This is a genomic window from Streptomyces olivochromogenes, from assembly GCF_001514115.1.
GTDB lineage: Bacteria > Actinomycetota > Actinomycetes > Streptomycetales > Streptomycetaceae > Streptomyces > Streptomyces olivochromogenes.
Window position 1 is genome coordinate 537337 of record NZ_KQ948453.1, and the last position, 18504, is coordinate 555840.

Consider the following 18504-nt stretch of genomic DNA (forward strand, 5'->3'; position numbering starts at 1 on the left):
GAGGGGGCGACCCCCGTGGTGCCGCCCCCTCACTCAGCCGTGGGCCCGCGGCCGTGGACCCTCAGCCCTGGACCGGGTTGACCACCCAGTCCGGGTGATGGGGCATCGGCGGGGTCTTGGCACCGTAGAGCCACGGGTGCAGGAAACCGTCGAGGTCCTGGCCCGCGACCTTGGACGCGAGGTCGACGTAGTCCTGGGTGTCGGCGGTCTTTCCGCGGTACTGGGTGACCCAGGCCCGCTCGATCTTCCCGAACGTCTCCTGGCCGACCTTCTCGCGCAGCGCGTACAGGACGAGCGTCGAGCCGTCGTACCGCATCCGCTTGAAGAGGTTCGGTTCGGTCGGTTCGGCGGGGGCGCCGTAGTCGTGGCGCCACTGGTCGTGGCTCGCGTACGCAGTCTTCATCGCGGCCTCGAAGCTGTCGCCGCCGTGCGCCTGCGAGTACAGCCGCTCGTAGAAGCGGGCGTGGCCCTCGCTCAGCCACAGGTCGGACCAGCTCTTGATGCCCACGCTGTCGCCGGTCCACTGGTGGGTGAGCTCGTGCACCAGGTTGCGCTCGGCGCCGACCCGGTCGCCGAGCAGGTCGGCCTTCGGGATCAGGGAGAGCGTCTGTGTCTCCAGGGCCACGCCCAGGTCGGTGTCGCCGACGAGGAGGCCGTAGCGGTTGAAGGGGTAGGGGCCGAGCCGCTCCTCCAGCCACGCGATGTGGTCGGCCGTGAGCTTGCGGTACTGCTCGGTCGAGGCGACCAGGTCGTCCGGGACCACATCGCGGATCGGCAGCCCGTGCGGCCCGGTGCTGTCGACGAAGGTGAACCTGCCGATCGCCAGCTGGGCGAGCTGGGTGGCCACGGGCTGCTCGGAGTCGTACGTCCACTTCACGCGCCCGTCGGCCTGCTCGGCGCGGCCGGTGAGCTTGCCGCCCGCGACGGCCGTGAGGCCCGGCGGGGTGGTGACGCGGAAGGTGATCGGGGCGCGCTGGCTCGGGTGGTCGTTCGACGGGAAGATCATCTTGGCGCCGTCGGGCTGCGGGTACAGCACCGTGCCGTCCGGCGTGGGGATCCAGCCGTAGTCCTCGATGGCGTCGTCGCGGTGCCGTATCAGGGTCGGGTCGGCGGTGTAGGTGACCTTGACCGTGAAGGGCTTGCCCTTGGCGAGCGGCTCGGCCGGGGTGATCACCAGTTCGTCGCCGTCGCGCACGGCCTGCGCGGTCGTCCCGTCCACGGTCACCGTGTGCAGGGTGTTGCCCGCGAAGTCCAGGTCGAAGCGGGACAGGGCCTGGGTGGCGGTCGCCTTGACCGTCGTGGCGGCCTCGAAGGGCGTCCTGGGTGCCTGCCAGTCGAAGTCGAGGAGGTAGCGGTTCACCTTGTAGCCGCCGTTGCCGTCGAGCGGGAAGATCGGGTCGCCGAGGCCCGGCGCACCCGGGGAGGGCGCGGCGGACGGGGACGTGGGGGCGGACGGGGAGCCGGCGGCTTGCGAGACCGGTCCCGTCAGGGCGGCTGCCACCGTGATCGCCGCCGCCAGAGCGAGGCGGGCGCTGCGGCGAGGCGTCCGGAACGGGCTCATCGAGGACCTTTCGGTTGGCTGACCACTGTCCTGTGAGGAGACCCACACCCCTGGCGCATCGTTGCCGAGAAGCGAGGTATTCGAAGGTGGTCGAAGTGTCCGGCGTGTCCCGTCGAGGCGTTCGAGGTGCCCGGGGTGACCCAGGTCTCTACCGCTGAAACCCGTTCCGGTGGCAAGGTGGTCGGGTCGGTGGGGAGCCGGCGTGAGGCGGGGGATGCCACCGCACCACTACGTCAGCGAGAAGACATGACCGCGAGCTCCGCCACCGCCACCCGACTCCGCGCCCGCACCGGCGGCCCCAAGGACGACGGCCCCAAGATCCTCGAACACGTCGCGGGCTGGACCTTCGTCGTGGTCCTCGCGATGCTCGTCACCCAGCTCGGCCTGCTGTGAACCGGACCGGCGGCCCTGCTGTGAACTGAACCGGCGGACGCCAGGGCGCGCTGAGCCCGCACGACAGTTTCCCCCAAGACCGCGCCCGGTCGATCAGAGTCGAACGAGTGGGTGGTACCGGTCTGCCATACTGCCAACGTCCCGCTGGCAGTCGGAGACTAGGGCTGGAATTGAATCATAGTCAACAGCGCGCCGTCGACCGCCCCCGGGCGCGCGGCACCGATCGCTCACTGGCGCGCCGCGCCGAACTCATCGCCATCGGGCGGAAGTTGTTCGCCGACACGTCCTACGACGCGCTGTCGATGGATGACATCGCACGCCAGGCGCATGTCGCCAAAGGGCTGATCTACTACTACTTCAAGTCCAAGCGTGGCTATTACCTGGCGATCGTCGAGGACTCGGTCGCGGACCTGGTCTCCCGGGCGGCGAGCGGACTCGAACTGCCCCCGGTCGAGCGGGTGCACCGCACCATCGACGGCTATCTGCGCTACGCCGAGCACAACCAGGCCGCGTACCGCACGATCATCACCGGCGGAGTCGGCTTCGACACCGATGTGCAGACCATCCGCGAGGGCGTGCGCGAGGTCATCGTCGAGACCATCGCCGAAGGGGCTTACGGCAGACGCAAGATAGCGCCGCTGCCCCGTATGGCGCTGCTCGGCTGGCTCTACAGCGTCGAGGGCGCGACCCTCGACTGGATCGGCAACCCGGCCCTGCCGCGTGACACGGTCCGCGAGCTGCTGGTGAAGATGCTGGGCGGCGCGATGCGCGCGGTCGAGGAGGTCGACCCCGCCTACCCGGCCCCGCGGCCGGCCCGCCGGGAGACCTGAGTGAGGGCCGGGGGCAATCGAACCCCCGGCCCGACTCGTGTACGGCACCGCTAGTTGATCGCCTTGATCAGTTCCCCGTTCGAGGTGTCACCGCTGAGCTCCCAGAAGAAGGTGCCGCCCAGGCCCTGCTGGTTCTTGTAGGTCATCTTCCCCGCGATGGTCGAGGGGGTGTCGTAACTCCACCAGTTCGTACCGCACTTGGCGTACGCGGTGCCGCCGACCGTGCCCGTCGCCGGGCACTTCGTCTTCAGCACCTTGTAGTCGTCGATGCCCTGCTCGTACGTTCCCGCCGCCGGTCCGGTGGCCGTGCCGCCGGGGGCCGCCTGGGTGACGCCGGTCCAGCCGCGCCCGTAGAACCCGATGCCCAGCAGCAGCTTCGAGGCCGGGACGCCCAGGCCCTTGAGCTTCGCGATCGTGGCGGAGGTGTGGTAATCCGCCTTGGGGATACCGGTGTACGAGTTCAGCGGGGAGTGCGGAGCCGTGGGGCCGGCCGCGTCCCAGGCGCCGAAGAAGTCGTACGTCATCGGGTTGTACCAGTCGACGTACTGCGCCGCGCCCGCGTAGTCCGCCGCGTCGATCTTGCCGCCCGCGGTGGCGTCCGCCGTGATCGCCGCGGTGACCAGGTTGCCGGAGCCGAACTTCGCCCGCAGCGCCGCCATCACGTTCTTGAAGGCCGCCCTGCCGCTGGTGTCGCAGGTGTTGCCGCAGGCGTTCGGGTACTCCCAGTCGATGTCGATGCCGTCGAAGACGTCCGCCCACTTGGAGTTCTCGACCAGGTCGTAGCAGGACTGCGCGAACGCGGCCGGGTTCCTGGCGGCCTCACCGAAACCGCTCGACCAGGTCCAACCGCCGAAGGACCAGAGGACCTTGAGGTTCGGGTGCTTCTTCTTCAGCTTGCGCAACTGGTTGAAGTTGCCGCGCAGGGGCTGGTCCCAGGTGTCGGCGACCCCGTCCACCGACTGGTCGGCGGTGTACGCCTTGTCGGTCGCCGCGTAGGCGTCGCCCATGGCGCACTTGCCGCCGGTGACATTGCCGAAGGCGTAGTTGATGTGGGTGAGTTTGGCGGCCGAGCCGGACGTCTCGACGTTCTTGACGTGGTAGTTCCGGTCGTAGACGCCCCATTCCGTGAAGTAGCCGACGACCTTGGAACCGGCGGCCTGCTGGGCCGAGGGGGTCGCGGTGGTCGCGGTGGCCGTGCCCGCGCCGGCGAGCAGCGTGGCGCCGAGAGCGGCGCAACAGGCGGCGGACAGGAGCGCTCGGAAGCGGGAGCGGGGGCGGTGCGGTCGGAGCATCGGTTCTCCTCGTGGGGGAGGGGAGTGTGGGGGAGGCATGCTGGGACCTGCGCGTGCTGTTTGGCATGAACGCGGTGAGGCGTTGACGGAACACTAGGAGGACTAGACCAGTGCGTCAATGGTTCGGACCAATTGTGCGGAGCGGTCGGATCGGTTCCCCTTTCTTTTGGTAAGCGGTCGTTAACTGGTGACTCGGTGCCCCCGAACGGGCATACTCACAGCGCCACAGCCGCTGATCAGGCCGTTCTCCACCCAGGAACGGCAGCATCGGCTGGGCCGTGAGACCCGGCGACGCCGCCCCACCCCTGGCGTGCGTGCGCCGATGCGCCCGACAGGGAGGAGAGCGTCGCCATGCCCGACCGCGCCCCGCAGCCGGTGGATCGTCAACTGCCCACGGACGAGGCCCGGGATCTGATCTCGCTCGTCCGTGACATCGCGCAGCGCGAGATAGCCCCGAAGGCGGCCGAGGAGGAGGACGCCGGACGCTTCCCGCGCGAGGTCTTCGGCCTGCTCTCCGATTCCGGCCTGCTCGGACTGCCGTACGACTCCGAGTACGGCGGCGGCGACCAGCCGTACGAGGTCTACCTCCAGGTCCTCGAAGAGCTCGCCATGGCCCGTCTCACCGTCGGCCTCGGCGTCAGCGTGCACACCCTCTCCTGCCACGCCCTGGCGAACTACGGCACCAAGGAACAGCGGGCCGAGTACCTGCCCGCGATGCTCGGCGGCGGCCTCCTGGGGGCCTACTGCCTCTCGGAGCCGTCCTCCGGCTCGGACGCCGCCTCCCTGCGGACGAAGGCCGTCCGGGAGGGTGGGGGAGAAGCCGAGAGCGGGGGAGAGTGGGCGATCACGGGCACCAAGGCCTGGATCACGCACGGCGGCGTCGCCGACTTCTACACCGTGCTCGCCCGCAGCGGCGGCGCGGGCCCGCGCGGCATCACCGCGTTCCTGGTGCCCGGCCATGCCGAGGGACTGAGTGCCGCCCCGCCCGAGAAGAAGATGGGCATGAAGGGCTCGCCCACCGCGCAGATCCACTTCGACGGCGTACGGGTGTCCGACGGCCGACGCATCGGCGACGAGGGGCAGGGCTTCGCGATCGCCCTCGCCGCGCTCGACTCCGGCCGGCTCGGCATCGCGGCCTGCGCCATCGGCGTCGCCCAGGCGGCCCTCGACGAGGCCGTCGCGTACGCGACCGGGCGCGAGCAGTTCGGCCGGCCGATCTCCGACTTCCAGGGCCTGCGCTTCATGCTCGCGGACATGGCGACGCAGATCGAGGCGGGCCGGGCGCTCTACCTGGCCGCGGCACGGCTGCGCGACGCGGGGCGGCCCTTCGCCAAGCAGGCCGCCATGGCGAAGCTGCTGTGCACGGACACGGCGATGAAGGTCACCACGGACGCCGTCCAGGTGCTCGGCGGGTACGGCTACACCGCGGACTTCCCGGTCGAGCGCTATCTGCGCGAGGCCAAGGTCCTCCAGATCGTCGAGGGCACCAATCAGATCCAGCGGATGGTCATCGCCCGTCACCTCGCGGGGCCGGAGTCACACTGAACTGCCCGTAGCCGTACAGGACCGGCGGCGCCACCAGCCGGACCCACTCCGGGTCGTGGCGCCCCGGCAGCGTGCGGCCGCGGTCGGCCCAGGCGCGGATCAGCGCGCGGTAGATGGGGGGATCCTGGGGCGCCGGCGCGGCGGCTGCCGGCCGAACCGATTCTGCCGGAGCCGGGACGAAGATCCGGCGAGGCCGCTCGGTCGCCGCGTATGTGGGGGTCATACCGGGGCAACGCGCGGGCGAGTGCGCAGGTCACCCGCCCGCGTAATCGAGCGTGGGTTCGCGGTGGGCCCGTACGGGGGGCGCCCCGACGTGCGGGTGTCTGGCCCCGGGCCGTCATCTGACGTACCGTCAACTGGCGCCGCCGGGGGCCGCACCCCTCCGGGGACGTCAACCGCCGTGCCCCCAGGGAGGCTTGCCGTGTCCGACGACCGCCCCGTTGCCCTCGACGAGTACCCCGTGCACCAGGTGCCCCTGTCCATGAAGCACCTCGCGACCGGGGACCGGAACGCGTACGACCGCTGCATCTTCCACGTTTTCGACCACCAGGGCCGGGCGCTGCTGATCCTGGGGCTCGGCGTCTATCCGAACGTCGGGGTCGTCGACGCCTACGCCACCCTGCGACTCGGCGACCGCCTGCACGCCGTGCGCGCCTCGGACGCGCTCGGGGAGGACCGGATGCGCCTCGCCGTCGGCCCGCTGCGCATCCGCGTCGAGCGCCCCCTGAAGACCTTCGTGCTGAGCTGCGCGGCCGATCCCGCCGACCCGGAGGGACTGTCGTACGAGATCACCTGGACGGCGGACTTCCCGGCCCTGTGGGAGCCGCACCACCTCCAGCGGCGCGGCGGCCGGCTCACGCTGGAGGGCAAACGCTTCGTGCAGGCGGGGCACTGCGAGGGCTGGATCCGGATCGGCGGCGAGGAGATCCGCCTGGAGCGCGGCCGCTGGACCGGCACCCGCGACCGCAGCTGGGGCGTGCGCCCGATTCCGGGGGAGGAGGGCGGCCGGCTCGCGCAGGAGAACCCGACGGAGGGCTTCCACTGGCTGTGGTGCCCGGTCCGGTTCGAGGACCGGTTCCTGATGGTCGTCGTCCAGGAGGACGCCGACGGCTACCGGACGCTGAACGACGCGACACTCGTACGCAACGCGGAGCGCGACCTGCAACTCGGCTGGCCCCAGGCCGACATCACCTATCGCCCCGGCAGCCGCCACCCCACGTCCGCCGTCATCCACCTCACCCGCCCGGGGGACCGCAAGCCCATGGAGCTGGACGTGGAGGTGCTCACTTCCTCCCCGCTCGCCGTCGGCGCCGGCTATCCGCCCGCCGACGACTGGCAGCACGGCACCTGGGTCGGGCGCGACTGGACCGACCGCCGCGCCTACGACCTCTCCGACCCGGCCGCGCACCCCCGCGCCGCATACGGGGTGATCGACCACGCGGCCCGCTGCACGCTGGACGGGCAGGTCGGCCACGGGATCTTCGAACACGGCTCGTTCGGCCGCCACGACCCGAGCGGGTTCACCGGCTTCGACTCGGTTGCGCCCTGAGGGGGAACGAGATGGCCACGGCACCACGCCCGCGCACGACCACCCGCGACCCGGAGGAACTGGGCCGCCGGCTGACCGCCTGGCTCACCGCCCGCCTCCCGGGTGCCGAGGCGGCCAACGTCACCGTCCCGGAGTCCAACGGCATGTCCAGCGAGACCCTGCTCTTCGACATCGAGCACCCCGAACCACCGCTGACCGCCTGCGCGTTGAGGCTGGCGGCGGACCCGGCGGCGTACACCGTCTTCCCCGTCTACGACCTGCCCCGCCAGTACCGCACGATGAGACTGGTCGCCGAGCGCACCGATCTCCCCGTGCCGCGGGTGCTGTGGCTGGAGGAGGACCCCGCCCCGCTCGGCGCGCCGTTCTTCGTCATGGAACGGGTCGAGGGACGCGTGCCGCCGGATGTCATGCCCTACACGTACGAGGGGAACTGGCTGCACGCGGCGAGCGACCAGGAACGCGAGCGGCTGGAGGCGGCCTCGGTGGGGCTCCTCGCCCGGCTGCACGACCAAGTCCCGCTGCCGGAAGCCGATTTCCTGGCCTTTCCCGGCGAAGGCAGCCCCCTCCGTCGGCATGTGGAGGCCCAACGCGCCTACTACGAGTGGGTGGTTGACGGGCTGTCACGTTCGCCCCTGATAGAGAGCGCGTTCGACCGGCTCGACGAGCTGTGGCCGCGCGACGAGGGCGAGGCGGTGCTCAACTGGGGCGACGCGCGCATCGGGAACGTCGTCTACGACGGGTTCGCCCCCGCGGCCGTCCTCGACTGGGAGATGGCGGCCCTCGCCCCGCGCGAGGTCGACCTCGGCTGGACGGTCTACCTCCACCGCTTCTTCCAGGACCTGACGGCGAGCTTCGGCCAGCGCGGACTGCCCGACTTCCTGCGCCGTGACCGCGTCGAGCGGCGCTATGCCGAACTCACCGGCCACACACCCCGGGACATGGACTTCCACACGCTGTACGCGGCACTGCGGCACGCGATCGTCATGCTGCGCATCGCCTACCGCCAGGTGCACTTCGGCGAGGTCGCCGTACCGCCGGACCCGGACACACTGATCCTGCACCACGGCAGCCTGCGAGCCATGGTGCAGGGCAGTTACTGGGAGGGACCGGCCGCCGGTCGCTGAACGCGAGGGCCGGTCAGGCGGCCTGACGGCGCATCTCGGGAACCCGCATCGGGCGCGAGGCCGGGCCGCCGACGTGCGAGAACGGCTGCGTCCGCCAGTCGAGTCCCTGAGGGAGCGTCAACAGGAGGGCGGTGTCCTGCTCCTGAGGCTCCACCGACTCGTCGGCGGGGCGGGCGTCGCCCGCCGCACGGCCCGTGCCGGAGCAGACCGTCAGCCCGAACGGGTTCCAGGGCGAGGCGCACAGCGCGTGCTCGGGCAGGCTCTCCTCGTCCGCGAGGAGCGCGATGGGCTGGGCGCAGTCCGGGCAGATCACCCGGTACATCTCGAAGGTGTCGTAGGCGTCGAACTCCTCACCGTCGACGGCGTCCGGTTCGACGCCCTCCGGCTCGGGTTCGACGACCAGCTTGGGCCGCCTGGATGCGGGACGACCAGGGCGCTTAAGACTCTGCATGGAATTCTCCCCCTCGGGTGGGCCGACAAGGCGCTGCGGCCTCGACCACAGCAAGCATTTCCCGTCCCGTCTCTGCGGTAATCACGAGAACATCACGGACCCGGTTGCGGCACTGTGTCGTTCGTCACATGCCGCCCGCAGGTGCCCGGCGCGGTGGATTTGTCCACCAGGCGGTTCACAGACAGCACTCTGCCACATCACAAAGCAGGTATGACCTGCGCCGCTGAGGTATCCGACGAGATCAAGGGCCCTGTAGGTTCTTGCGTCATGGAGGAGCTGGACCGACAGATCGTGCAGCTGCTCGTCGCAGACGGGCGGATGAGTTACACCGACCTGGGCAAGGCCACGGGCCTGTCCACGTCCGCCGTGCACCAGCGGGTGCGCCGGCTCGAACAACGCGGTGTCATCCGCGGCTATGCCGCGGTCGTGGACCCCGAGGCCGTCGGGCTGCCCATGACCGCCTTCATCTCGGTGAAACCGTTCGACCCGAGCGCCCCCGACGACATCGCGGAACGCCTCGCCGGCGTGCCCGAGATCGAGGCCTGCCACAGCGTCGCGGGCGACGAGAACTACATCCTGAAGGTGCGGGTCTCGACCCCGCACGAACTGGAGGAGCTCCTCGCCCGCCTGCGCACCCTGGCAGGCGTGTCGACCCGCACGACCGTGGTGCTGTCGACGCCGTACGAGGCGCGCCCGCCCCGCATCTGACCCACCCGGGGACCGACCGGACACCGGCAGGCGCGAGACTGTTCCCCATGAGTGAGAGCACCGCCACGTCGGACACCGTGCTGTTGCGCGGTGGAGAAGTCCACAGTCCCGCCGACCCCTTCGCCACCGCGATGGTCGTCGAACGCGGACAGATCGCCTGGGTCGGCTCGGAGGGCGCGGCCGACGCCTTCGCCGACGGGGTCGCCGAGGTCGTGGACCTGGAAGGCGCACTGGTCACCCCGGCGTTCACCGACGCCCACGTCCACACCACCTCCACCGGGCTCGCGCTCACCGGCCTCGACCTGTCCGACGCGCCCTCCCTGGACGCCGCCCTCACCCTCGTACGCGAGTTCGCCGCCGCCCGCCCCGCCGACCGGGTGCTGCTCGGCCACGGCTGGGACGCGGCCCGCTGGCCCGGCGGCCGCCCTCCGACGCGCGCCGAGCTCGACGAGGCGGCCGGCGGTCGCCCGCTCTACCTCTCCCGCATCGACGTGCACTCCGCCGTGGCCACCACCGCGCTCCTGGACCTGGTCCCGGGAGTCACCGCACGAGCGGGGTACGCCGCCGACGGCCCCCTGACCCGGGACGCCCACCACGCCGTGCGCGCCGCCGCGCTCGGCGCCGTCACCCCGGCCCAGCGCACCGAGGCCCAGCGCGCCGCGCTCGCCCACGCCGCCTCGCTCGGCATCGGATCGGTGCACGAGTGCGCGGGCCCGGAGATCTCCTCCGAGGACGACTTCACCGGACTGCTGCGGCTGGCCGCCGAGGAAGCCGGCCCCCGGGTCGTCGGCTACTGGGCCGAACAGGATGTCGACAAGGCCCGGGCGCTGGGCGCGCTCGGCGCCGCGGGCGACCTCTTCGTCGACGGGTCCCTGGGTTCGTACACCGCCTGCCTGCATCAGCCCTACGCCGACGCCGGCCACACCGGCACCGCCTACCTCGACGCCGCCGCCGTCGGCGCGCATGTGGTCGCCTGCACCGAGGCGGGCCTTCAGGCGGGCTTCCACGCCATCGGGGACGCCGCCGTGGCCGCCGTGGTCGAGGGAGTCCGCGCAGCCGCCGAGAAGGTCGGCCTGGCCCGTGTGCGCGCCGCCCGGCACCGCGTCGAGCACGCCGAGATGCTCACCCCGGAGACCATCGCCGGCTTCGCCGAGCTCGGCCTCACCGCATCCGTGCAGCCCGCCTTCGACGCGCTGTGGGGCGGCGAGGACGGCATGTACGCCCAGCGCCTGGGCGCCGAGCGGGCTCGCGCCCTCAACCCGTTCGCGGCCCTGCTGCGCACCGGTGTGCCACTGGCCTTCGGTTCCGACAGCCCCGTCACCCCCCTCGATCCGTGGGGCACCGTGCGCGCCGCCGCGTTCCACCGCACGCCGGAGCACCGGGTCTCCGTGCGCGCCGCGTTCACGGCGCATACGCGCGGCGGGTGGCGGGCGATCGGACGGGACGACGCGGGAGTCCTGGTGCCCGGCGCGCCCGCCGACTACGCCGTGTGGCGCACCGAGGAACTGGTCGTGCAGGCCCCCGACGACCGGGTCGCACGCTGGTCGACCGACCCTCGTTCGGGTACTCCTGGACTGCCCGATCTGAGCCCCGGCGGCGACCTGCCGGTGTGCCTGCGGACGGTCGTCGGGGGGCGGACCGTCTTCGTACGGCCGGGCGAGTGATCTCCGGGGGTGGCGCTGCGGTGCTCATCCGTCGCCGCCCCGTCGTGCGACCTGCGCATCCTCCGCGCTGACCAGGCAATTGAGGGAAAACCAGCAGGTCAGACGAGTGTTGACAGCTGGCCTCGGGGGGCCGGTAGGTTCGGCCGGGTCCACCACCGGACGTCCGACCGGAGAACTTCCACGCAGTCGCCGGAGCGCCGCTGGGTCAGGGGTGGTGTGCCGCACCGGCGCACCACCACTGGGAGCCAGGCTCAGCGCCAGTGCGACGGCGAGGGAACGTTCATGCCTGTCGGAAGGGTGTGACCCGGGTGGGGCCCGGACGTCCAGTAGACAACGGCTTTCGGTCGACCCGCAGCCAGCGGGTCCCAGGTCGGCCCGAAGGGCGCCGGGCCCCGATCCGCAGTACGGTGCTCCGGCGCGGCGGGCTCTCTCTTACCCGGCTCTTGCCGAATCGACACCCCCGTACTAACGCGCCGACGCGTCAGTGCAGGCTGCGGCCACTATGGTGGACCCCTGCGTACGGACATGAAGGGGCAGTAGTGAACGACGGCGACGGGACCCTCGCGGCAGGAGCCAAGGGGAGGCAGTTCGGCCCGCTCGGCACGGCCTTGGTGATCATCCCGACCTACAACGAGGCGGAGAACATCAAGAAGATCGTCGGCCGGGTACGAGCCTCGGTGCCCGATGCACACGTTCTCGTGGCGGACGACAACAGCCCGGACGGCACGGGCAAGCTCGCCGACGAGCTGGCCGCCGAGGACGACCATGTCCAGGTGCTGCACCGAAAGGGCAAGGAAGGCCTGGGCGCCGCGTATCTCGCGGGCTTCGCCTGGGGCCTGGAGCACGGCTACGGCGTCCTCGTGGAGATGGACGCGGACGGCTCGCACCAGCCCGAGGAACTGCCCCGGCTGCTGACCGCGCTCAAGGGCGCCGACCTCGTGCTGGGGTCGCGCTGGGTGCCGGGCGGGCGGGTCGTGAACTGGCCCAAGTCCCGCGAGTTCATCTCGCGTGGCGGCAGCATGTACTCCCGGCTCATGCTCGACGTGCCGATCCGGGACGTCACCGGAGGCTTCCGTGCCTTCCGCCGCGAGACCCTCGAAGGTCTCGGACTCGCTGAAGTCGCGTCCCAGGGGTACTGCTTTCAGGTGGACCTGGCCCGGCGTGCAGTCAAGTCCGGTTTCCACGTCGTCGAGGTGCCCATCACCTTCGTCGAGCGCGAGCTCGGCGACTCCAAGATGAGCCGCGACATCCTCGTGGAGGCGCTGTGGCGGGTCACCACGTGGGGCGTGGGGGAGCGGGTCGGCCGGATCACCGGCCGGAAGCGCACGTCGTAGGAGCGCTGGTGGAGTGGGGGCGGGCCCGGCCGGGGCCCGCCCCCACTCCCACTTCGCCCTCACGTCACTCCACAGGTACGGCTGATCATCCGCTTATCCCGTACTGAGCTGTGCCCAGGCACACTGGGTGCATGACGACTGGCGCACCGACCCCTGCATACCCCGCGCGGCCGCGGCGATCCCGGCTGCGCACCTACCTGCCGCTCGGCATCGCCGTCTGGCTGGTGCTGGAGATCTGGCTCCTGACCGTGGTCGCGGGCGCGGCGAGCGGTTTCGCGGTCTTCCTGCTGCTGGTCGCCGGTTTCGTCCTCGGTTCCGTGGTCATCAAGCGGGCCGGCCGCCGTGCCTTCCGCAACCTCACTGAGACGCTGCAACAGCAGCAGAGCGGGGTGCCTCCCACGAGCGGGGGCGGCGAAGGCAACGGGCTGATGATGCTCGGCGGTCTGCTCCTGATGATCCCCGGGCTCATCTCCGACGCGCTGGGCCTGCTCCTGCTGGTCCCGCCCGTCCAGAAGGCCCTGAGCCGTTACGCCGAGCGCGCCATCGACCGCAAGATCCGCGAGGCCGCGCCGGGCAGTGTCGGTGACGCCTTCCAGCAGGCCCGCATCCATCGCCCCGACGGCAAGGTCGTCCAGGGCGAGGTCATCAGGGAAGAGAACCCGACGACGGACCCGGGCCCGCGTCCGCCGCTGAATCGCTGACGCCGGCCTCGGCCGCGGCCGAGTACTACTCGGTCGGGTGCGGGTGCGCGGGGGCTGATCGCGCAGTTCCCCGCGCCCCTGAAGGGCGCCGTGGCCGGCGCCGGTCCGTGTCTACCGCACCGCCGCATCTACCGCCACGCGCACAACGCACAGAGCCGCGGGCCCCGTACGACTTGCGTACGGCGCTCGCGGCTGCGTGCGTGGTATGCCGCCCAACCCCCGGAGGGGTTACGCGGACTTGCGGCTGTCCCGCGGATGCACCGCGATGTTCATCGCGCCGGAGCGCAGAACGGCCAGGCGCTCCTCGAGGACCTCTTCGAGCTCCTCTCGGGTGCGCCGCTCCATCAGCATGTCCCAATGCGTACGCGCGGGCTTGGCCTTCTTTTCCTCAGGGCCGTCGCCGTCCACCAGGAGTGCCTGGGCCCCGCAGACCTTGCACTCCCACTCCGGCGGAATCTCCGCCTCGACCGAGAAGGGCATCTCAAACCGGTGCCCCTTCTCGCATGCGTACTCCACGGCCTGGCGCGGGGCCAGGTCGATGCCGCGGTCCGTCTCGTAGCTGGTCACCACGAGGCGCGTGCCGCGAAGAGCTCGCTCACTCATGAATCGTGCCTCCCGGGCTTGTCGCCCACAGGACAGGTGTCGCTGTCGTCGTCATCCGGTCAACGTCCGGTCGGCGGTAAAGATTCCCGTTCCGGGTCATGCGTCGCCGTCGTAGCCGCCCCTTGTTGTACCCACCGGCGCCCGGTTTGTCACATCTGGCAGCAGATGTCACCCAACGCTTCAGTATCTTTGACGCGCAGTAACGGTACGCCTGGCAGGCCAAACGCGTACACTACCGGCCTTTGGCCTCAGGTGCTAAATCCTGTCCGGTACGGGATTACCCGCGTCGTGCACGGCCTGCTGCACCGGAACCCTCGCGAGCAGCACGAATCCGATGACGAAGAAGGCCACGAGCGAGATGATCGCGTCCCGATAACTTCCCGTCAGCTGGTAGGTCAAACCGAACAGAAGCGGGCCGAGCCAGCTCATGCCCCGGTCGCTCATCTCGTACGCGGAGAAGTACTCGGCCTCCTTCCCGCTCGGCACCAGATGGGAGAACAGCGAGCGCGAGAGCGCCTGGCTGCCGCCCAGGACCAGGCCGATCCCGGCGGCGAGGACGAAGAACCAGACGGGCGCGCCCGCCGGCAGGAAGTACCCGGCGCCGAGCGTCACGGTCCAGGCGACGAGCGAGCCGAGGATCGTGCGCTTCGCGCCGTACGTCCGTGCGAGCCGTCCCATCCCCAGCGCGCCTCCGACCGCGAGCACCTGCACCAGCAGCACGGCGACGATCAGGGTCGACTGGCTCAGCCCCAGCTCCTCCGATCCGTACACCGACGCCTGCGAGATGACCGTCTGGATTCCGTCGTTGTAGACGAGGTAGGCGAACAGGAAGGCAAGGGTGAGCGGTTTGCCCCGCATGTCGCGCACGGTCGCCGCCAGCTGCCGCCAACCGTGCCCCGGCGCCTGCCCCGCGGCCGCCGTGGGCCGGTCCCGCAGCCGCTTCAGCGGTACGAGGGTGAAGGCGCCCCACCAGATGCCCGCCGAGGCCAGACAGATGCGGACGGCCGTCGACTCGGAGACACCGAAGGAGTCGTGGGCCGAGTACAGGACCAGGTTCACGACCAGCATCAGCGAGCCCGCCGCGTAGCCGAAGGCCCAGCCGCGGGACGAGACCGCGTCACGCTCCTCGGGCGGGGCGATCTGCGGCAGGTAGGAGTTGTACAGCACCATCGACACGGCCACCGAGGCATTGGCGACGATCAGCAGCAGACCGCCGAGCAGATAGCGGTCGCCGTCCAGGAAGAACATGCCCGTGGTGGCCGTGGCGCCGAGATAGGCGCTGAGCGCGAGCAGGGGCTTCTTGCGGCCGGTGCGGTCGGCGGCCGCGCCCGCCATCGGCATCACGAAGATCGACAGAATGACGGACGCCGATACCGTGTAGGCGAAGAAGGAGCCGGCGCGGACCGGGATCCCCAGCGGATGGACGAAGCCGTCCGCGTCCGCCGCGTGCTTGGCGACGGACGTGAGATAGGGGCCCAGGAACACGGTGAGCACGCTCGTCGAGTAGACGGAGCACGCCCAGTCGTAGAAGTACCAGCCGCGCTGCTCGCGCCGCCGTTCGGTGACCTCGTCGGTCGCCTGTGCCCGCACGGTCTCGGTGCCCACCCGTGCCCCTCGCTTTCCGCTGAACGGACCGCGCGAGAGGGCTCAGACCCAGGTGCCCCGGTCCTCCAGGACCCTGCGCAGCGTGTCGATGTGATCGGTCATGATGCCATCGACGCCCAGGTCCAGGAGCCGGTGCATCCGATCGGGTTCGTTGACCGTCCACACGTGGACCTGCAGGCCGCGCGCGTGGGCGGCGCGCACGAAGCGCCGGTCGACCACCGGCACGCCCGACTGGGACTCGGGCACCTGGGCGGCGATCGCCGAGTCGCGCAGCGCGGCCGGGATGCCGTACGAGCGCAGCCGCAGCCCCAGGACACCCTTGGTGCCGTACGAGGTCGCCAGCCGAGGTCCGGCCAGACGCTGGGCGCGGAAGACCCGTGCCTCGGAGAACGAGCCGACGCAGACGCGGTCCCAGGCGTCGAGGCGGCCGATGAGGTTCAGCAGGGGGTGGAGGGCGGGCTCGGCCTTGACGTCGACGTTCCAGCGGACGTCGGGGAAGGTTTCGAGGAGCTCCTCGAAGAGGGGGACCGGTTCCTTGCCCGCCACGCGCGCCTGGCGCACGTCCTCCCAGGGGAGGTCCGCGATCCGGCCCGCGCCGTCCGTCACCCGGTCCAGGGTCGCGTCGTGGAAGGCCACGAGCTTGCCGTCCGACGTCGCGTGCACATCCGTCTCGATGTAGCGGTAGCCCGCTTCCACCGCGCGGTGGAACTGGGCGGCGGTGTTCTCCAGGCCGTCCGCCGCGCCGCCCCGGTGGGCGAAGGGGATCGGGCCGGGGTGGTCGAGGTACGGGTGGCGTATGCGCGGGCTCACCCTGGAAGTATCGCTCGCTCCGGTTGACCGGCGGCAACGACGGTGCTGCCGCCCGGTGCCGGGCGGGCGGCGAACACGCGCAGGAAGAGCTGCGCGAGCGGCCCGATCGCGACGGCGTACAGCACCGTGCCGATGCCGACCGTGCCGCCGAGCGCGAACCCGGTCGCGACGACCGCCACCTCCAGGACCGTGCGCACCAGCCGGACCGAGCGCCCCGTACGCCGGTGCAGGCCCGTCATCAGACCGTCACGCGGACCCGGACCGAAGCTGGCCGAGATGTAGAGGCCCGTCGCCACGCCGTTCAGCACGATGCCCGCCACGAGCAGCGGAATCCGTACGGCCAGGGAGTGGGCGTCCGGCACCAGGGCGAGGGTGCCGTCCATGGCGATGCCGACCACGAACACGTTGGAGACCGTGCCGAGGCCGGGGCGCTGGCGCAGCGGGATCCACAGGAGCAGCACCGCCGCGCCCACGAAGATCGACACCACGCCGATCGTCAGACCGGTCAGTTCGGCGAGCCCCTGGTGCAGCACGTTCCAGGGCTCCAGACCGAGGCCCGACTCCACCAGCAGGGCCGAACTCGCGCCGTACAGCGCGAGGCCCACGTACAGCTGGACGAGGCGACGAGGAAGCCGTCGCCCGGATCCCCGGCGTTCCCGGCGTGGGGAGTCGGCGTGTGCGGACAAGAGGTACCCCCTGTGGTGATGACCCGTGAGGGTCCGTGATGACCCGCGGTGGTGATGGTGGACCGGCTCGTGACATTCTGTGGCCTGAAGGAAGGCGCCATCCAAGGCCAATCCGAGGAAGGTGGACTGGGAATCATGACGCAGTGGACTTCGGCGATGGGGGCCGCGCAGCTCGCCCGGCTGCTCAACTCCCAGCAGGAGCGCCCCGCGGGGCCCGGCACCCGTCGACCGCCCGCCTATCGCGCGCTCGCCGACGGCATCCGGCTGCTCGTCCTCGAAGGCCGGGTTCCGGTCGCCGCGCGGCTGCCCGCCGAGCGGGAGCTCGCGCTGTCCCTCTCCGTCAGCCGTACGACGGTCGCCGCGGCCTACGAGGCGCTGCGCGGCGAAGGGTTCCTGGAGTCCCGCAGGGGAGCCGGCAGTTGGACCGCCGTCCCCGCCGGGAACCCGCTGCCCGCGCGCGGCCTCGAACCGCTGCCGCCCGAGGCCCTCGGCTCCATGATCGACCTCGGCTGCGCGTCACTCCCCGCGCCGGAGCCCTGGCTCACCCGTGCCGTGCAGGGCGCCCTGGAGGAGCTGCCACCGTACGCGCACACGCACGGCGACTATCCGGCGGGGCTGCCCGCGCTGCGCGCGATGATCGCTGAGGGGTACACCGCGCGCGGCATTCCGACCATGCCCGAGCAGATCATGGTGACGACCGGCGCGATGGGCGCGATCGACGCCATCTGTCATCTCTTCGCCGGGCGCGGCGAACGCATCGCCGTCGAGTCACCCTCCTACGCCAACATCCTCCAGCTGATGCGGGAGGCGGGCGCCCGGCTCGTCCCCGTCGCCATGGCCGAGGGGCTCGCCGGATGGGATGTGGAGCGTTGGCGCCAGGTCCTGCGCGACGCCGCGCCCCGGCTCGCGTACGTCGTCGCCGACTTCCACAACCCGACGGGAGCCCTCGCGGACGAGGACCAGCGGCGCCGCCTGGTGGACGCCGCGCGGTCGGCGGGGACCGTACTGGTGGTCGACGAGACGATGAGCGAGCTGTACTTGGAGGAGGGGCTGTCGATGCCCCGTCCCGTGTGCGGCTTCGACCCCTCCGGGTCCACGGTCATCACCGTGGGGTCGGCCAGCAAGGCGTTCTGGGCGGGGATGCGGATCGGGTGGGTCCGTGCGGCCCCCGATGTCATCCGCAGTCTCGTCGCCGCGCGGGCGTACGCCGACCTCGGAACGCCCGTGCTGGAGCAGCTGGCCGTGAACTGGCTTTTCAGCACCGGGGGATGGGAGCGGGCCGTGGAGATCCGGCGCGCACAGGCCCGGGAGAACCGGGACGCGCTCGTCGTCGCCGTGCGCCGTGCGCTGCCCGACTGGGAGTTCACTGTTCCGCGGGGCGGGCTGACGCTGTGGGTGCGCACCGGCGGGCTGTCCGGCTCGCGGATCGCCGAGGCGGGTGAACGGGTGGGGGTACGGGTGCCCTCCGGGCCGCGGTTCGGGGTCGACGGCGCCTTCGAAGGGTATGTGCGGCTGCCGTTCACCGTGGGGGGTGCGGTGGCCGAGGAGGCGGCGGTGCGGTTGGCCGCGGCGGCGCATCTGGTGAGAACGGGCGCGACCGGGGGCAACGAAGCCCCCCGCACGTTCGTGGCCTAGCCACCGGTTCCTC

17 protein-coding genes are annotated in these 18504 nt (G+C 71.3%); 10 read left to right on the top strand and 7 right to left on the bottom strand.

Going from position 1 to position 18504, the window contains the following annotated elements; translation table 11 throughout:
- Window positions 1-61: 61 nt before the first annotated feature.
- Entirely contained in the window at window positions 62-1561 is a 1500-nt protein-coding gene (locus AQJ27_RS12120; RefSeq protein WP_079064924.1) for a M1 family metallopeptidase, read from the bottom strand.
- 246 nt (window positions 1562-1807) lie between these two features.
- Between AQJ27_RS12120 and AQJ27_RS55570 the strand changes: the two genes are divergently transcribed.
- Window positions 1808-1954, top strand: coding sequence for an SCO1431 family membrane protein (locus AQJ27_RS55570; protein ID WP_107096575.1), 147 nt, complete (start codon window positions 1808-1810; stop codon window positions 1952-1954).
- Window positions 1955-2124: 170 nt separating this feature from the next.
- Window positions 2125-2784: a TetR/AcrR family transcriptional regulator gene (locus tag AQJ27_RS12125; RefSeq protein ID WP_067366168.1), complete on the top strand. Its 660-nt coding sequence runs from the start codon at window positions 2125-2127 to the stop codon at window positions 2782-2784.
- Window positions 2785-2834: 50 nt separating this feature from the next.
- On the opposite strand, the gene AQJ27_RS12130 is transcribed toward AQJ27_RS12125, so the two are convergent.
- Entirely contained in the window at window positions 2835-4076 is a 1242-nt protein-coding gene (locus AQJ27_RS12130) for a glycoside hydrolase family 18 protein (RefSeq protein WP_067366170.1), read from the bottom strand.
- 351 nt (window positions 4077-4427) lie between these two features.
- Between AQJ27_RS12130 and AQJ27_RS12135 the strand changes: the two genes are divergently transcribed.
- The 3 genes from AQJ27_RS12135 to AQJ27_RS12145 all read left to right on the top strand — a co-directional run bounded on the left by AQJ27_RS12135 (window position 4428) and on the right by AQJ27_RS12145 (window position 8294).
- Complete coding sequence (locus AQJ27_RS12135; protein WP_067366173.1) at window positions 4428-5621, top strand: acyl-CoA dehydrogenase family protein; 1194 nt, start codon at window positions 4428-4430, stop codon at window positions 5619-5621.
- Window positions 5622-6042: 421 nt separating this feature from the next.
- Window positions 6043-7170: an Rv3169 family protein gene (locus AQJ27_RS12140; protein ID WP_067366176.1), complete on the top strand. Its 1128-nt coding sequence runs from the start codon at window positions 6043-6045 to the stop codon at window positions 7168-7170.
- Window positions 7171-7181: 11 nt separating this feature from the next.
- Window positions 7182-8294 carry a phosphotransferase family protein gene (locus AQJ27_RS12145; RefSeq protein WP_067366179.1) on the top strand — a complete coding sequence of 371 codons (1113 nt, stop codon included), beginning with the start codon at window positions 7182-7184 and terminating at the stop codon, window positions 8292-8294.
- A 13-nt stretch (window positions 8295-8307) separates the two neighbouring features.
- On the opposite strand, the gene AQJ27_RS12150 is transcribed toward AQJ27_RS12145, so the two are convergent.
- Window positions 8308-8745, bottom strand: coding sequence for a hypothetical protein (locus tag AQJ27_RS12150; RefSeq protein WP_067366184.1), 438 nt, complete (start codon window positions 8743-8745; stop codon window positions 8308-8310).
- A gap of 267 nt (window positions 8746-9012) precedes the next feature.
- Between AQJ27_RS12150 and AQJ27_RS12155 the strand changes: the two genes are divergently transcribed.
- The 4 genes from AQJ27_RS12155 to fxsA all read left to right on the top strand — a co-directional run bounded on the left by AQJ27_RS12155 (window position 9013) and on the right by fxsA (window position 13152).
- On the top strand, window positions 9013-9453 hold the full coding sequence (locus AQJ27_RS12155; RefSeq protein WP_067366187.1) for an Lrp/AsnC family transcriptional regulator: 441 nt from the start codon (window positions 9013-9015) through the stop codon (window positions 9451-9453).
- A gap of 47 nt (window positions 9454-9500) precedes the next feature.
- Window positions 9501-11117 (top strand): amidohydrolase, encoded by a 1617-nt coding sequence (locus AQJ27_RS12160; RefSeq protein WP_067366190.1) that lies wholly within the window; start codon window positions 9501-9503, stop codon window positions 11115-11117.
- Between the two features lie 539 nt (window positions 11118-11656).
- Window positions 11657-12451 carry a polyprenol monophosphomannose synthase gene (locus AQJ27_RS12165; RefSeq protein ID WP_067366193.1) on the top strand — a complete coding sequence of 265 codons (795 nt, stop codon included), beginning with the start codon at window positions 11657-11659 and terminating at the stop codon, window positions 12449-12451.
- 131 nt (window positions 12452-12582) lie between these two features.
- Window positions 12583-13152: an FxsA family membrane protein gene (gene fxsA / locus AQJ27_RS12170; protein WP_067366196.1), complete on the top strand. Its 570-nt coding sequence runs from the start codon at window positions 12583-12585 to the stop codon at window positions 13150-13152.
- 228 nt (window positions 13153-13380) lie between these two features.
- On the opposite strand, the gene AQJ27_RS12175 is transcribed toward fxsA, so the two are convergent.
- The 4 genes from AQJ27_RS12175 to yczE all read right to left on the bottom strand — a co-directional run bounded on the left by AQJ27_RS12175 (window position 13381) and on the right by yczE (window position 16856).
- The gene (locus AQJ27_RS12175) at window positions 13381-13755 is read right to left on the bottom strand and encodes an RNA polymerase-binding protein RbpA (RefSeq protein WP_003977404.1); all 375 of its coding nucleotides are present in this window, start codon (window positions 13753-13755) and stop codon (window positions 13381-13383) included.
- A 255-nt stretch (window positions 13756-14010) separates the two neighbouring features.
- Window positions 14011-15360, bottom strand: coding sequence for an MFS transporter (locus tag AQJ27_RS12180; RefSeq protein ID WP_067366199.1), 1350 nt, complete (start codon window positions 15358-15360; stop codon window positions 14011-14013).
- A gap of 42 nt (window positions 15361-15402) precedes the next feature.
- Window positions 15403-16170, bottom strand: a complete 768-nt coding sequence (locus AQJ27_RS12185) for a glycerophosphodiester phosphodiesterase family protein (RefSeq protein ID WP_067366202.1) — start codon at window positions 16168-16170, stop codon at window positions 15403-15405.
- Window positions 16167-16856, bottom strand: a complete 690-nt coding sequence (gene yczE / locus AQJ27_RS12190; RefSeq protein ID WP_067366205.1) for a membrane protein YczE — start codon at window positions 16854-16856, stop codon at window positions 16167-16169. Before yczE ends, AQJ27_RS12185 begins: the two co-directional genes overlap by 4 nt.
- A 135-nt stretch (window positions 16857-16991) precedes the next feature.
- On the opposite strand from yczE, the gene AQJ27_RS12195 reads away from it, so the two are divergent.
- Window positions 16992-18491 carry an SCO1417 family PLP biosynthesis transcription factor gene (locus tag AQJ27_RS12195; RefSeq protein WP_067366481.1) on the top strand — a complete coding sequence of 500 codons (1500 nt, stop codon included), beginning with the start codon at window positions 16992-16994 and terminating at the stop codon, window positions 18489-18491.
- Window positions 18492-18504: the final 13 nt, after the last annotated feature.

What these genes read in the sequence shown, in the direction of transcription:
- AQJ27_RS12130 (WP_067366170.1), bottom strand. Translation starts at nt 4,076, where the DNA reads ATGCTCCGACCGCACCGCCCCCGCTCCCGCTTCCGAGCGCTCCTGTCC.
- fxsA (WP_067366196.1), top strand. Translation starts at nt 12,583, where the DNA reads ATGACGACTGGCGCACCGACCCCTGCATACCCCGCGCGGCCGCGGCGA.
- AQJ27_RS12175 (WP_003977404.1), bottom strand. Translation starts at nt 13,755, where the DNA reads ATGAGTGAGCGAGCTCTTCGCGGCACGCGCCTCGTGGTGACCAGCTAC.
- AQJ27_RS12195 (WP_067366481.1), top strand. Translation starts at nt 16,992, where the DNA reads ATGACGCAGTGGACTTCGGCGATGGGGGCCGCGCAGCTCGCCCGGCTG.
- AQJ27_RS12160 (WP_067366190.1), top strand. Translation starts at nt 9,501, where the DNA reads ATGAGTGAGAGCACCGCCACGTCGGACACCGTGCTGTTGCGCGGTGGA.
- AQJ27_RS12145 (WP_067366179.1), top strand. Translation starts at nt 7,182, where the DNA reads ATGGCCACGGCACCACGCCCGCGCACGACCACCCGCGACCCGGAGGAA.
- AQJ27_RS55570 (WP_107096575.1), top strand. Translation starts at nt 1,808, where the DNA reads ATGACCGCGAGCTCCGCCACCGCCACCCGACTCCGCGCCCGCACCGGC.
- AQJ27_RS12150 (WP_067366184.1), bottom strand. Translation starts at nt 8,745, where the DNA reads ATGCAGAGTCTTAAGCGCCCTGGTCGTCCCGCATCCAGGCGGCCCAAG.
- AQJ27_RS12135 (WP_067366173.1), top strand. Translation starts at nt 4,428, where the DNA reads ATGCCCGACCGCGCCCCGCAGCCGGTGGATCGTCAACTGCCCACGGAC.
- AQJ27_RS12155 (WP_067366187.1), top strand. Translation starts at nt 9,013, where the DNA reads ATGGAGGAGCTGGACCGACAGATCGTGCAGCTGCTCGTCGCAGACGGG.
- AQJ27_RS12120 (WP_079064924.1), bottom strand. Translation starts at nt 1,561, where the DNA reads ATGAGCCCGTTCCGGACGCCTCGCCGCAGCGCCCGCCTCGCTCTGGCG.